Source organism: Haloplanus sp. HW8-1 (assembly GCF_023703795.1).
GTDB lineage: Archaea > Halobacteriota > Halobacteria > Halobacteriales > Haloferacaceae > Haloplanus > Haloplanus pelagicus.
The window spans coordinates 1180949-1195020 of record NZ_CP098518.1 but is presented as its reverse complement, the minus strand read 5'-3'; the positions used below and the strand labels follow the sequence as shown (position 1 = coordinate 1195020).

The 14072-nt window shown below is 59.2% G+C and carries 11 protein-coding genes and 1 pseudogene; 8 read left to right on the top strand and 4 right to left on the bottom strand.

What is annotated here, in order from left to right:
• Window position 1 precedes the first annotated feature (1 nt).
• Window positions 2-823, top strand: a complete 822-nt coding sequence (locus NBT82_RS06380; protein WP_251330718.1) for a universal stress protein — start codon at window positions 2-4, stop codon at window positions 821-823.
• A 54-nt stretch (window positions 824-877) separates the two neighbouring features.
• Here the strand turns inward: NBT82_RS06380 and NBT82_RS06375 are convergent, their stop codons facing one another.
• Window positions 878-1597 (bottom strand): TOBE domain-containing protein, encoded by a 720-nt coding sequence (locus tag NBT82_RS06375; protein WP_251330717.1) that lies wholly within the window; start codon window positions 1595-1597, stop codon window positions 878-880.
• A gap of 100 nt (window positions 1598-1697) precedes the next feature.
• Here NBT82_RS06375 and NBT82_RS06370 point away from each other — a divergent pair, with 100 nt between their 5' ends.
• The 7 genes and pseudogenes from NBT82_RS06370 to NBT82_RS06340 form a co-directional block, all read left to right on the top strand.
• Window positions 1698-2840, top strand: coding sequence for an extracellular solute-binding protein (locus tag NBT82_RS06370; protein ID WP_251330716.1), 1143 nt, complete (start codon window positions 1698-1700; stop codon window positions 2838-2840).
• 54 nt (window positions 2841-2894) lie between these two features.
• A complete protein-coding gene (locus NBT82_RS06365) occupies window positions 2895-3875 on the top strand; it encodes an ABC transporter permease (RefSeq protein ID WP_251330715.1) in 981 nt (326 codons plus the stop codon).
• On the top strand, window positions 3872-4870 hold the full coding sequence (locus NBT82_RS06360; RefSeq protein WP_251330714.1) for an ABC transporter ATP-binding protein: 999 nt from the start codon (window positions 3872-3874) through the stop codon (window positions 4868-4870). Before NBT82_RS06365 ends, NBT82_RS06360 begins: the two co-directional genes overlap by 4 nt.
• Before the next feature lie 116 nt (window positions 4871-4986).
• Window positions 4987-5622 (top strand): 50S ribosomal protein L1, encoded by a 636-nt coding sequence (locus NBT82_RS06355; protein ID WP_251330713.1) that lies wholly within the window; start codon window positions 4987-4989, stop codon window positions 5620-5622.
• A complete protein-coding gene (locus NBT82_RS06350; RefSeq protein WP_251330712.1) occupies window positions 5619-6680 on the top strand; it encodes a 50S ribosomal protein L10 in 1062 nt (353 codons plus the stop codon). Before NBT82_RS06355 ends, NBT82_RS06350 begins: the two co-directional genes overlap by 4 nt.
• Before the next feature lie 18 nt (window positions 6681-6698).
• Window positions 6699-7043, top strand: coding sequence for a 50S ribosomal protein P1 (gene rpl12p, locus NBT82_RS06345; protein ID WP_251330711.1), 345 nt, complete (start codon window positions 6699-6701; stop codon window positions 7041-7043).
• Between the two features lie 104 nt (window positions 7044-7147).
• Window positions 7148-8008 (top strand): annotated as a pseudogene (locus NBT82_RS06340) (tripartite tricarboxylate transporter permease); the annotation flags it as partial.
• 1171 nt (window positions 8009-9179) lie between these two features.
• Here NBT82_RS06340 and NBT82_RS06335 read toward each other — a convergent pair.
• From NBT82_RS06335 to NBT82_RS06325, 3 genes are all read right to left on the bottom strand, one after another.
• Window positions 9180-9935: a hypothetical protein gene (locus NBT82_RS06335; protein WP_251330710.1), complete on the bottom strand. Its 756-nt coding sequence runs from the start codon at window positions 9933-9935 to the stop codon at window positions 9180-9182.
• 435 nt (window positions 9936-10370) lie between these two features.
• On the bottom strand, window positions 10371-11234 hold the full coding sequence (locus NBT82_RS06330; RefSeq protein ID WP_251330709.1) for a hypothetical protein: 864 nt from the start codon (window positions 11232-11234) through the stop codon (window positions 10371-10373).
• Between the two features lie 1842 nt (window positions 11235-13076).
• Entirely contained in the window at window positions 13077-14072 is a 996-nt protein-coding gene (locus NBT82_RS06325; protein WP_251330708.1) for a tyrosine-type recombinase/integrase, read from the bottom strand.

The window sequence follows — 14072 nt, the reverse complement described above, 5'->3', positions numbered from 1 at the left end:
CATGTACGACACCATCCTGATCCCGACCGATGGCAGCGACGTCGCAACCACCGCCGCCCGTTACGGCCTGACCCTCGCCGAGCGGTTCGGTGCGACCGTTCACGTCCTCTCGGTCGTCGACCCCGATCGTTTCCTCACCGACGCCGTCGGGGACGTGGACGACTTGGTGCGTCGACAACGGGCGCTCCTCACGGAGCGAGCCCACGAGGCCGTCGACCGTGTCGTGGCGGCGAGTTCGGTCCCGGTCGAAACCCACGTCGGCGAAGGACGCCCGGCGACGGTCCTCGCCGAGGCCATCGACGACTACGACGCGGATCTCGTAGCGATGGGCACCCACGGCCGTTCGGGTGTCGACCGCTACCTGTTCGGCAGTCTCGCCGAGCGGACCCTCCGGACCGCTCACGTCCCCGTCCTGACGGTCCGGACGACCGTGGATGGCGACGCCACCCGGACCGTCGAGGACGTCCTGGTCGCGACGGATGGGAGCGACGGTGCCGAGCGAGCGGGCGAACACGCCATCGCCGTCGCGGGCGCGATGCGGGGACGCCTCCACGCCCTGACCGTCGGCGACGACGACGATCCCGCCCGGCGCCTCGCGAACCGCGCCCGCGAGGCCGGCGTCGACGCCACCGTGGCCGTCCGGACGGGGCGCCCGCACGAAGCGATCCTCGGGTACGCCGAGGAAATCGACGCCGACCTGCTGACACTCGGGAGTCACGGTCGCACCGGCGTGGAGCGTGTTCTGCTCGGGAGCGTCGCCGAACGGGTCCTGCGGACGGCGACGAAACCCGTCCTGGTGGTCGGTCCCTATAGTAGCGATTGAAACTGGTTGCTCAACCGATCGGACGCCGCACTGCGATCGACTGTGTGATGACTTTCAATCGCTACTATAGGCGCTCGGAACGCCGCGGGTCGCCGTGGCCTTGAACGAGGCGACGACCGGCGTCCCGCGGTGGAGGTTCAGTTTTTCGACGCTGGCGACGGTGACGAGCGCCGACAGCGATACCTCGCCGCCCACGTCGACGGTGACGAGCGCGACGGACTCGCCGGCGTCGATGGCGAGGACCGTCCCGTCGAGGCGGTTTCGTGCGCTCGTGCGGTCCGGATCGGGGGACCGCGAGGGGTTCTGAAGGGTCACCGCGTCGGCCCGGAGGGTGAGTCGGAGGCGATCGCCACCCTCACCGTCGCTATCGACCTCCGGGACGAGCGCTCGGAGGGTCCCCGCCCGCGTCTCCACCGTCGCCAGTTCCCCCTCGCGCTCGACGAGCCGGCCGTCGAGAACCGTCTCCTCGGTCTCGGCGACGCCGCTGAACTCGGCGCGCAGCCGGTCGTACCGACTCAGGAGGTCGCGCGCGAGATCGGTCAGATGGCTGCCCCCGCCCCCCGACCCGCCACGCTTGCGTGCCACGAGGTCGCCGAAGACCTCCTCCAGTTCGACGATCCGCTGCTGGGCGCGCGAATACGACCGGCCGAGAGAGGTCGCCGCGGCGTTGATCGACCCGTGGTCGTCGATGGCCCGCAGGAGGGCGACGTCCCGCTCGGTGAGGGTGACGTCGCCGTGGCCGATGCGGGCGTCGAACTCGGTCGAGAACTCCATGTCTTCGCCTTCAGGGGCGCTTCCCAAAGGCGTTGTCGCCGGCCTTCCGTGTCGACCAAAGACATTATGTCGAAGAACAAATAACGGCGTTATGCTACCAATGAAACAACGAGAGCAGTACGAACACTGGAAGCAGGTCGTTCGGGGTCGGTCGCGGCGTGACGTACTGAAAGGGCTCGGGGCCGTCGGTATGGCAGGACTGGCAGGCTGTTCCGGTGGCAGTGGGGGCGGTGGCGGCAGCGAAGCGACCGCGACGGCCACGGCGACGGACGGGTCGACGGACACCAGCGGCGGGACGACGGATACGCCGACGGGGACGAGCACGCCGGACCCGGTCAGCGGCTCGATGACCATCTTCCACGCCGGCAGCCTCGCGGCGGCGTTCAGCCAGGCCGAACCCCAGTTCGAGGAGGAGTACGGCGTCGACGTGAACCGCGAACCGAAGGGCTCGGTCGCCTCGACTCAGAAGATCACTCAGCAGGGCCGGAAAGCCTCGGTCCTCGGCACTTCGGATTTCCGGCTCATCCGGAACCGTATCGTCCCCGACTTCGGGGACTGGTACACTATCTTCACCACCAACTCGATGTCGATCCAGTACCGAGAGGATTCGCCGGGGGCGGACGAGATCTCGGCGGACAACTGGTGGGAGATCCTGTCGCGTGACGACGTCACCATCGGCCACTCCGACCCCGCGGTCGACCCCGGCGGGTATCGCGCGGTCATGACCCAGCAACTCGGTGCCAAGGAGTTCGAGGGGAGCGCGCTCTACGACCAGTCCACCTACGAGACGCTCCGCGAGAACTCCACCGTCCCGACGGGGACCGAAACCAAACTCAAGGGCCAGCTCGAATCCGGCGCCCTCGATTACGCCTTCTACTATCAGTCCATCTCCAGTACGGCGGACATGCCGTTCATCGATCTCCAGCCCCAGGTCGACCTCTCGAAGGCGACGAGCAAGTACGCCGAACACTACGCGAAGGCGGAAGTCGAGACCAGCAGCGGAACCTTCACCGGGGCACCCATCGCCTACGGGATGACCGTCCCGAGTGTCGCCCCCAACCCCGAGGCGGGCGCCGCGTGGATCGAGTACTTCGGCTCCGACGCCGGTCGGTCGATCCTCGAAGAACAGGGTCTGGTGCCGGTCGACCCCATCGTCGTTCCCAAGAGCGGTCAGGATGCCGTGCCGGATCGCGTCATGAACGTCGCTTCGGCGAAAAGTAGCCTCGGCCCGCTCGAACTCTAACGGAGCCTCACCGCTCCGACACAGCTATGTTTCTGAACGGGAATAACGACATCAATGGCAGCGAGCACTGAGACGCGGTTCTCCCTTGACGGGATCGACCGGGGATCGCTGGCGGTGGCGTTCGTCGTGGCACAGGCGCTCGCGTTCTCTGTGGCGTACACCGCCGGCCGGCCGACGTGGTACGCCTTCTTCATGATCGCGAGCACGGCGGTCACGGCGTACCTCGTCCACGGCGACTCCTTCGTCGTCGCCGCGGCGACGATGGGGAGCATCCTGATGATCGCCCTCGCCCTCCCGCTGTTCCTGTTCGTCGCCCGCCAGCGGCCGTCGCTGATCGTCGAGAAGGCGCTGAGCCCCGACGTCCACCGAATGCTCTATCTCGGCGTGTACGGACCGCTACTGGCGGCGGTGATCAGTCTGCTCTTCGGCGTTCCGCTCGCCCACCTGTTCGCCAAGGGCTTTACCGGCCAGCAGTTGGTCGAGAGCCTGGTCGATCTGCCGCTGGTCGTCCCCCACAGCGTCGCCGGCATCCTCATCCTCTTTGGTTTCGGCGCCGGCGGCGCCTTTCCGAACGTGTCGGTGCTCGGCAGCATGATCGGGATGGTGCTCGCCATGACGTTCGTGAGCGCGCCCTACGCGGTCAACGCGACGCGGGAGGCGTTCGAGTCCATCGACGACCGACTGGAGTACGCCTCCCGGATCCACGGCGCGAACCGCTGGGACACGTTCCGCCGCGTGACCGCGCCCCTCGCGGTCCGGGGGATGGTCACCGGGGGCGTCCTCGCCTGGGCGCGTGCCGTCTCCGAGTTCGGTGCCGTGGCCGTCGTCGCGTACTCCGTCTCCTTTTTCTACCCGCCGGCCGGCGGGAAGGTGACCGCCCAGCACGCCCCCGTGTTCGTCTACAACACCTACCTGCAGGGTGGCCTCGCCGAGAGCGGTGCCGTCGCGTTCATCCTCCTCGGCGTGTCCGCACTCATCTTCCTGCTCGTCCGGTATCTAACCAGCGACAGTACGACGTCGGGAGGGATCGTATGAGTCTCCACGCCGACGTCTCGGCGACGTTCTCCGCCGACGGCGCGGACTCCTTTCACGTCGACGCCGAGTTCGAGGTCGAACGCGGCGAGAGCCTCGTGATCCTCGGTCCCAGCGGGAGCGGCAAGACCCTCCTGCTGGAGACGGTCGCGGGCTTTCACCCACACGAGGGTCCCGTCACGCTGGACGGCGAGGTGGTGAGCGGCACTCCCCCGGAACGGCGGAACTTCGGGTTCGTCTTCCAGGACTACGCGCTCTTCCCGCACATGACCGTCCGCGAGAACGTGGAGTTCGGAAGCCGATACCACGGGAACACGCGCGACGCTGACGGCCTACTCTCCACACTCGGCGTCCCTGATCTGACCGAACGCTACCCCCCGACGCTCTCGGGTGGCGAGAAACAGCGGGTTGCGCTGGCCCGTGCGCTGGCGATCCGCCCCGAGGTGATGTTGCTCGACGAACCCCTCGCAGCGCTCGACGTGCCGACTCGGCAGACGCTCCGGGACGACCTCGCGGACGTGCTCGCGGACGTGACTGCGGTTTACGTAACCCACAACCGGACGACTGCGCGGGCGCTCGCCGACCGGATCGCCGTGATGAACGACGGGGGAGTCGTCCAGGTCGGCACGCCCGAAGAAATATTCGAGCGTCCGACCTCGCCGATGGTCGCCCGGTTTACGGGATCGAACGCACTCGACCTCGACGACGCGCCGTCGATCCGCCGTGCGCTGGACGTGCCGGGGAACGGCGTCGTCACGATCCGTCCAGAGGCGATACGGATCGGCGACGACGGAGACGTGCGCGCCACCGTCGAACGGATCGTGCGCGAGGACGCGACCAACCGCGTCACCTTCGCCGTCGACGGCGACACGGTCGAGACCTTCACCGACCGCGACCTTCGCGTCGGCGAGGAGTGGTGGCTCACGTTTCCGACGGACCGACTCCACGTCTGTGGAAACGTCTCCGCGACGACGAAAACGGGGTCGTCCCCCTCCTGATTCCCTCTGCGGACGCTTCGACGGACTTAAGTCCGACATCCACCTCCTTCCGGTGAGACAGGCCACCGCCTGTTTCACTGACCCGTAGGAGCGCAAGCGTACTACGGAGGTGAAAGATGGCAGATATAGAACAAGCAGTCTCTCGCGCACTCGACGAGGCGCCGCCGCGGAACTTCCGCGAGACGGTCGACCTCGCCGTCAATCTGCGCGACTTGGATCTCAACGACCCGTCGAATCGCGTCGACGAGAGCGTCGTCCTGCCGGCCGGAACCGGCCAGGAGACGCAGATCGTCGTCTTTGCAACCGGTGAGACCGCACTCCGTGCAGAGGAGGTGGCGGACGACGTCCTCAGCCCCGACGAACTCGAAGACCTCGGGGACGACGACGACGCCGCCAAGGATCTCGCCGACGAAACCGACTTCTTCGTCGCGGAAGCGCCGATGATGCAGGATATCGGCCGCTATCTCGGGACCGTCCTCGGGCCGCGCGGCAAGATGCCGACGCCGCTCCAGCCCGACGACGACGTCGTCGAGACGGTCGAGCGGATGAAAAACACGGTCCAACTTCGGAGCCGCGACCGCCGCACGTTCCACACACGCGTCGGCGCAGAAGACATGTCCGCCGAGGACATCGCGGACAACATCGACGTCATCGTCCGTCGCCTCGAAGCGGCACTGGAGAAGGGCCCGCTCAACATCGACTCCATCTACGTCACGACGACGATGGGCCCGTCCGTGGAGGTCGAGGCATGAGCGAGAGCGAGGCCGCTCGGCGAACCGAGACGATCCCGCAGTGGAAACGCGAGGAGGTCGACGAACTCGTCGACTTCATCGAGTCCTACACCAGCGTGGGCATCGTCGGCGTCGCCGGCATTCCGAGCCGACAGCTCCAGAACATGCGTCGCGACCTGCACGGGAGCGCGGACGTCCGGATGATCCGGAACACGCTCCTCCGCCGTGCGCTCGACGAGGTCGGTGGCGGCCACGAGGACCTCTCCGGGTACGTCTCGGGGCAGGTCGCCCTCATCGGCACCAACGACAACCCCTTTGGCCTCTACCAGCAGCTGGAAGCGTCGAAGACGCCCGCCCCGATCAACGCTGGCGAAATCGCCCCCAACGACATCGTGATCCCGGAGGGCGACACGGGGATCGATCCCGGTCCCTTCGTCGGCGAACTCCAGACGGTGGGCGCGGAGGCCCGCATCATGGACGGCTCGATCAAGGTGACCGCGGACTCGACGGTGCTCGAAGCCGGCGAGGAGGTCAGCAACGACCTCGCGAACGTCCTCGGCGAACTGGGTATCGAACCCAAGGAAGTCGGGCTGGATCTGCGCTCGGTGTACTCCGAGGGCGTCCTGTTCGAACCCGCCGAACTCGCCATCGACGTCGCGGAGTACCGCGCCGACGTTGAGTCGGCTGCGGCCGCCGCGCGCAACCTCTCGGTCAACGCGAGTTACCCGACGGCCCGCACCGCGGGCACGCTGCTCGCGAAGGCGGCCGGTCAGGCCAAGGCGCTCGGACTCTTCGCCGCCATCGAGGACCCCGACGTCTTGCCGGACCTCGTGGCCAAAGCGGACAGTCAGGTTCGCTCCATCGCGGCCGTGATCGACGACGACGAGGCGCTCCCCGAGGAACTGCGCGGCGTGGACGCGCCGGCGGCGACGACGGACGCCGACGAGGAACCGAGCGACGAAGACGAAACTGAAGACGAAGCCGACGGTGACGGCGACGCCGACGCCGACACGGACCCCGACGATGACGACGACGACGGCGGCGACGCCGGCGAGGGTCTCGGCGCGATGTTCGGCTAACTACGGAGATACACGACAATGGAATACGTTTACGCAGCACTCATCCTGAACGAGACCGGCGAAGAGATCAACGAAGACAACGTGACCGCGGTCCTCGAAGCCGCCGGCGTCGACGTGGAGCAGTCCCGCGTCAAGGCGCTGGTCGCCGCCCTCGAGGACGTCGACATCGAGGAGGCTATCGAGACGGCCGCCGCCGCGCCCGCCGCGGGCGGCGCCGCCGGCGGTGCCGCCGGTGGCGACGACGAGGACGACGACGAGGGCGACGAAGCGGCCGACGAGGCCGAGGAAGAGGAAGCCGCCGAGGAGGAAGAGGACGAAGACGAAGAGGCAAGCGGCGAGGGCCTCGGCGAACTCTTCGGCTGACGCGCACGCCCGACACCCGACCACCCGATTCTTTCGAGTCACTCCCCGACCAGCCACGCGGCCGTGCCGGGATTGAAGGCAGGTGACGCACCCACCGTCGCGGGATGGCCGCGCTCTCGTCGGTCGGCGTGACGACCCTCGGTTACGCGTTCGTCGGCGTCGCCCTCGGGACGTGCAGCGGGCTGACGCCGGGGCTCCACGCGAACAACTTCGCGCTACTGCTGGCCTCGGTCGTGTCGGCGGTCCCCGGGCCGCCGCTCGCACTCGGCGCGGCCATGCTTGCGGCCGGCGTCGTCCACACCTTCCTCGACGTGGTGCCGGCGCTCGCACTGGGCGTCCCGGACCCCGCGACGGCGGCCGTCACCCTCCCGGGTCATCGGCTGGTGCTCGACGGACGGGGTCGGGAGGCGCTCCGTCTCTCGGCGCTCGGGAGCGGCGTCGCCGTCGTCGTCGCCCTCCCCGTCGCCGTCCCGCTGACCCGCGCCGTCGACGCCGTCTACCCGGCGCTCAGGCGCCACGTCCCGTTCCTGCTCGCCGGCGCGGCGGTCGTCCTCGTCGCGACCGAACCCACCTGGCGCCGTCGCCTCGCCGCGACGGCCACCCTCGCCGTCGCCGGTGGCCTCGGCTGGCTGACGCTCGACCGGGATCCGAGCGGACCCGTCGCCACCGGGGGCGTCCTCGCTCCCCTCTTCGCCGGGCTGTTCGGGGCGCCGGTGCTGATCGAGGCGCTGGACGGCGAGGGCGTCCCGCCACAGGCCGACCCGGCGGTGACCCTCGACGGACGGACGGTGTTCGGGACGGCGGGCGCCGGCGTCGGGGCGGGCGCGCTCGTCGGCTACCTCCCCGGCGTCTCCGCGGCCGTTGGCACCGTCCTCGTCCTGCCCGCCGTCCCCGGCCGCTCGGGCGCCCGCGGCTTTCTCGTCGCCTCCAGTGGGGCCAACACGGCCAACACCGTGTTCGGAATTTGTCTGTAGGGACAGAGTTAACAGTCTAATCGACAGAAGACGGTCGAATCGCCAAAATATTTTATTAGACGTGCCTGTGCGCGAGGGAAATGAGTATTCCCACTGATTATTGTTATGCCTACTGGTTATTGGAATATCCCGAACAGTGACCTTCAAAGAGCAACAGGAACCCCCCAGTTCGTAGATCGGGGTAGGTCACTGGTTGCTTGGGAAATCACTAATCGACTCGAATAGGAGAATAGTGAGTGGCTATTGTATCACAAATGAGAGAGTTTCGACTAATTACAGACTAATATCTCTGTAAGGAATTGATTTGCACTACTCTGAGGCAAATCGTAGTACCACGTACCCAAACAAACCTACTAATTTAGAACTGTGGTACCAGACAGTGATTCCAATATGCAATTCGGGAGGTACACGCCCCTACACGGACAAAATTAGCATTTATGGCAAAAGTGTCAAATAATTTGGGGTGGACGATAATATAGCGCGAGACGTACCTACATGACACAGACGTACCACCGTCAAAACAATTGAGGCTGAGAATAGTCTAATCGGGATTCGAGATTTCTATATTTTTAGCAGATTGAGGTGGGAATTTCGGTCACGCCTATCTGCCATATTGCTCTGTGTGACACTAACGTCTCACGTTATGTCACGCTTCGTCAAGTCGAAGACGTGACACTCAACGGCGTCAGATTGCTCTATGTTACGTTTGATAGAATTGTAAGTGGTAGGTATCGTATTCAACTCAAGCCGCTTAGAAACAGTCTGAGGGCTTTCTAATAGATTTGCGTTCAGTGACCTGTGAAAGAAACACGAATTGCCTATTCCTGTTGTCTGTCTAAGGTCACTGTTCGTATTGATGCCGATGTATATCGTTCTCCATTTTCGTGGAATAGTGGTCGTCAGTACAATTGAAATCAGACAGGTGGATTTCCATAGCCGTAGCCACCTCGAAGAGACAGATTCCACCTGTGGTTTGATACTGTGACTGAATCAATTGCTGAACGTTCAACGGGGTTACTGCGATTCCGACACCGTTCTCTACAAGGCTACAGACGTATTGAACGATTTCTTTCTCACACAGGGATTCTCTGTCGAAGACGTAACTACCGTCATCCAATTTGTCTTTCACCAACCGTTGTTTCTTGGAAGACATATCGGTAGGTTAGTTGTAGGGGTTTTTCGAGTCACCAGAACCAGAATCGTCCCACGGAGAACTGAGGGTCTTGCCTGAACCAGCAGTATGGGTGTTGTGTGACCCCTTTCGACTCATGGGACTTGTGTAGAGGTTACTACTGGAATTAGAGTCGTCGTTAACACTGCCTTCGAGTAACCCACATTCGACAGCCGCCTTACGAATCTGGGAGGTGCTTACATCGTCGTCAAGTTGGTCGGATAGGTACGTAGCCGTCTCTGAGATTCCAAGTCCGTCCGTGGCAAGCAGTTGGGTGAGAACACGGCTATCAGACCAAACTGGTTCAGACAGGAAACTGTAGGGGAAGGATTCGCCTGAGGGTAGGGTAAGCGACTGTTCCGTCGAAGTTTCCTGTTCAGTGGAATGGTCTTCTATCTCAATTCCGTGTAGGTCAACGGCTTTCCGAATAAGAGATTCGTCGGTATTCAACTCTTCACTTGCATCCTCCACCGAGTTGATTAGATCGGATTCAAACAGTTCACTGAGAAACGAAGATGCATCGGGAAGCAGAATATCCTCGTTACGAACGTAGTTGCCATACAGTTCGTGGACGCTTCCACCGAGTTTCACGTCTGGATTATCCTCTGACTCGACCACGGGAAGGCCCGTCCGATAGCCGAGACGCTTGGGTTCAGTCAAGGCGTCTTCCACGTAAGAGGGGCGTTTATCAGCAGACTCACCATCCCGATCACGAACGTCTACGATGGTGCTTGCACTGAGGTTCATTCCGAATCACCTCGGTAAACCGTCGTCGGAACGAGATAGCGAATCACGGGGTTCGACATACCATTCCCGTCGACCACCTCTATGATTTCAGACGCATCGGGAATGTCCACTTCATCCCTGTGTTGGAACCTCCCTTCGAGATATACGTACTCAGCCGATTCGCCCGACGTGACTGCCCTGAGAATCCGATTCCCCCGATTAACAGAAAGGCTACTTGCCTCAATCTGTTCTCCAAGCTGAATCGTACTCCCCGCAGAGACTCGTTTGTTCACTGCCTTCATTTCTCTACATAGATGTAACTGCTATCCAGAGAATCTACAGTAGAAGGTCTGTCTGTAAGGATTCTGGAAGATAGTTACATCCTATTGGCGGCGTGGTTGGACATACCCGTCGCCATGTCCGTACACGGACATTCTGTTTGAATCAGAACCGTCCCTAATCGGACGGTTTTCCGAAAATCGGTTTGATGTTACGGTCGTTCAGTCTCTTCTCACCGTACTCAATTGCCTGTTCAATCTCTTCGTCAGTCATATCCATATCTTCGACTGTTCTCAACTCGGCTACCATATCGGCAAACTGTTCATCACTACAGTCAAGGTTCAGCAACGAACCGACGTACCCCAACACCTTGCCCCAGTGACCACTGTGGTTGCGATTCCACGCCGATTGGTAATTTGTCGATTCCGATTCAATCACGTCACACACCTCCGACCGAACCGTCTGAGGAACGTTCAACATATCTACGAGACTGTCGATGAAATCACGCCGATCTTGACGCGACTGCCACCCACTATCCACGTCTCTCATTTTGAACTTGACGACACTCCCACTATCAGTATCAAAGATTTGCACGGATTTGGCTTCAAGAACTTCGAGATAATTTAGTTCGACGTGCCTCGGTTTACCGAACTGCATTTTCCAAAGTCGATTGAAGTTCCATTCACCTTGGATACTGTCGCAGTCTTTCGCAAAGAACGTCGTCCGCATTGAATCGTCTTTCGTGCCACCGTACTCAAATTGCTCAGAATCCCGCCATTCGGTTGTTTGATTGTGGTCTTCTGAGACGGATACCTCTGAGTGGCGTGGTTCAGTCTGTTCGCAATCAGTCGGTTTCTGACGCTCCCATCGTTCTCTTACGATTTGGTGAAATCCTTTTGGTAAACTGTCGTATTCGACTGGAATCGGCTCAGGATTCTGTTCCTCGTTAACGGACCCTCCGTCCCTGTCATCGCTTAGATAATCATGGTCGACAGGGTGGTCGATTGAACCAGTATTCGATTCGGACCACAGTTCAGTCACCGTGACCACCTCGCTGACGGCGTGGAAGGTTATGACGTTTCATCCACTTGAGAACAGTCTGCGTAGAAACGTCAAATCCGTCAGCAATCTGAGACATGGATTTCCGTTGAGCGTAGTATAGTACGATCAACACGTCTCTTTCGCGGTATCCGTGGGCGTACTGTTCGGCAAGGTCTTCTATCGTCGTATTGTGAACATTCATTTTATTTATTTCCAAATTAGTTTACGAATATGAAATTCTACTTATTTGCAGTAATATCCGCTGAGGTACGCAATCAATTCGCCATACGTCTTCTCTTTTGGATTCTCATAGATTTCAGATTTCAGTTCATCCAGAACCCCTTTGCACTGAGACGAAACTCGAAGGTGCTTATCGTACTGTCGTCCCATTAGGAATCAATCTCCGTCTCGAAAAGTTCCATTAGGCGGGAAACGACTTCCCCGCGACTAACCGAGGTAGTTCCGTAAAGCGTCTGTTTCAATTCATCTAACTGTTCAATCTCATCGTCGGAAAGTCGAACTTGGTTTCGTCGGACCATCGTTCCATATAACCATGTAATCACAGTGTCAACACTTAAAGAGAAATTGAGGAACAGAAATCGCCATGAGATAGGGTAAATATACATTCGAGGATGTATCTGTGACAGGAAGGGCGATAGGCACGGTAAACCGACTCTGTAGCAGATTCGTTCGGGAATATATCTGGTAAACCGACCGTCGTCTGGTAATTACAAATTAGGTATGGAAACACTCTGTCTGGTATCTCTGTCCGTTGCTACCAGCGTAATTAGTGGAACTGCTTTGATAGCCGTCTACTTGCTACTGTCAGGGAACTGACGCCCTAACAGGCACGTTTGGGGTGTGCGTTTGATACCGAAAGTTCCCTAATCAACACAGCAACCGCCTATGTTATTGGTTCACATACTCTTAGATCGACAAAGTAGTGGCAATCAAACCCCCCTCCCATTTCCAAGTACCTACTACTGAACCAGTACGAAGCCAGCGAACTGTTATTAAGAACCATACTACGCCAGCGTGAGATTCTATTCTACGAACGTATTTCTCAAAGGGTCTTCATCATGAACCTCTTCAGTATAATCTAACTATCGCCCAAAGATTTCTACGGTAGAAGGCCAGTGTGTAGAGATTCGTCTGAGATGTATATTCGAGACGTATTGCTCAGAGACATTCCGTTGAAACCTATATCGGGAAGTAAGTGCCTGCAAGGTGTGTCTGAGTGCTTTGACCCTTGCAGTCGTATGCTACGAATCGGCTCCACGGACTTACTCCAAATTTAATTCGCTCTATTAGCCGTCTGTGGCTATCTCAGTACCCTCTACCTATAATATTCGCTCTACGTATGGTATTTCAAAGATAGACGGCTGTTATTGTCGATATAGGGGGTTAGTGTCACACCGTTCAGTACCCCTTTGAGAACTACTCTACGTGAATATTCCATTTGAGAGAAACGTCTCAGTAGAATGTCTGTATCGTAGAATCTTTGGGACGGAGTTAGATTGTATTGAAGAGGTTTGGATGAAAGGGATTCAGAGAAAGGTTCCTTGAATAGAACCTGAGGCTTGCGTAGTAGTTTGTTATATTATAGTTCGCTTGCTTCGTACTCTTGCTGTCTGACAGGTTATTGAGGGTGGGAGGGGTCTGAGTGCCATTCGTCTGTCGATTCAGAAGTATGCGAACGACTAACATAGGCTGTAGTGTCACCCCCCTCCCTCAGAGCCAGTGGTATTGGACGTGATTGCATTTACCTCCGATTTCCGACGTGAAACAGTCTAATACCCCCACACTGTCCATGTGTCGTAAGCGAATAGACTGGCAATAGACTCAGAGACGTGGTCCATGCCGTTGCGCCGACTTTCTCAAATCCTTGTCTGAGTATTTCAGATAATTCTCCTTCGTCGTCTCAATATCTTCGTGACCCAGTAGATCGGCAAGTAGGGAAATGTCACCACCATCGTTGATGAAGGCAACCCCGTAGGATTTCCTCAAGGTATGTGCGCCGACTCTGTTAACAGTCTGTCCACCTCTGTTCTCATAGACACTTTCCTGTAAACCAGCCTTCTCTGCGGCTTCAGTAACTACGTCCGTAACAGTCTGTTCGGACATACGAACCCCTCTGCGAGTCGGAAAGAGGTATTCTGATTCCTCTGCATAGAACACTTCATTCCTATCAGCCTCAAGCCACATGGATAGTAACGAATCCAGTGTTGGCTGATACCAGACTGTTCGGGGTTCGTCCACTTTCTTCCCGTAGATCGTTATCTCACGGCTATCTCTGTCGATATGAGACAGTTTAATCCGAACCAGTTCACTGCGACGGATACCAGTCTGATATAGCAGTCGAACAATCAGTTCGTTTCTGACTGTCGGTGAATCCACGTGGTCGACCAGCCGTCTCACCTCTTCGTGGTCAAGTGGCTTTTCGCCTCCCTCTACCTCTTTCTTAGACGAATTATGCATCCCATCAATTCGTTCGGGAGTGGCGTGTTCAGTAGGATCATTGCCCAAATCCATTTTCGGGAATCCTCTACGTCCATCCTCCCCGTATGTCGCTACCTGTTCGTAGAAGTCTGAGATAGCAGCGTGAGCAACACGGATAGACGACGGCGCATATCCCTGATCGTTCAACATCCACTGGTAGAAGTCTTCGACGTGACCACTGTGACAGTCGTCTATAGCAACGTTTGTCTGTTCTGCAAGATACTCTACGAATCGACGGATATGACGACGGTATTCTCTTGCAGTGTTCTCTGACTGAGTGGATTTGTAGGAATGGTGTGCGTCAATTGCCTGTTCGACTTGAGATAGTTGCTCAGACAT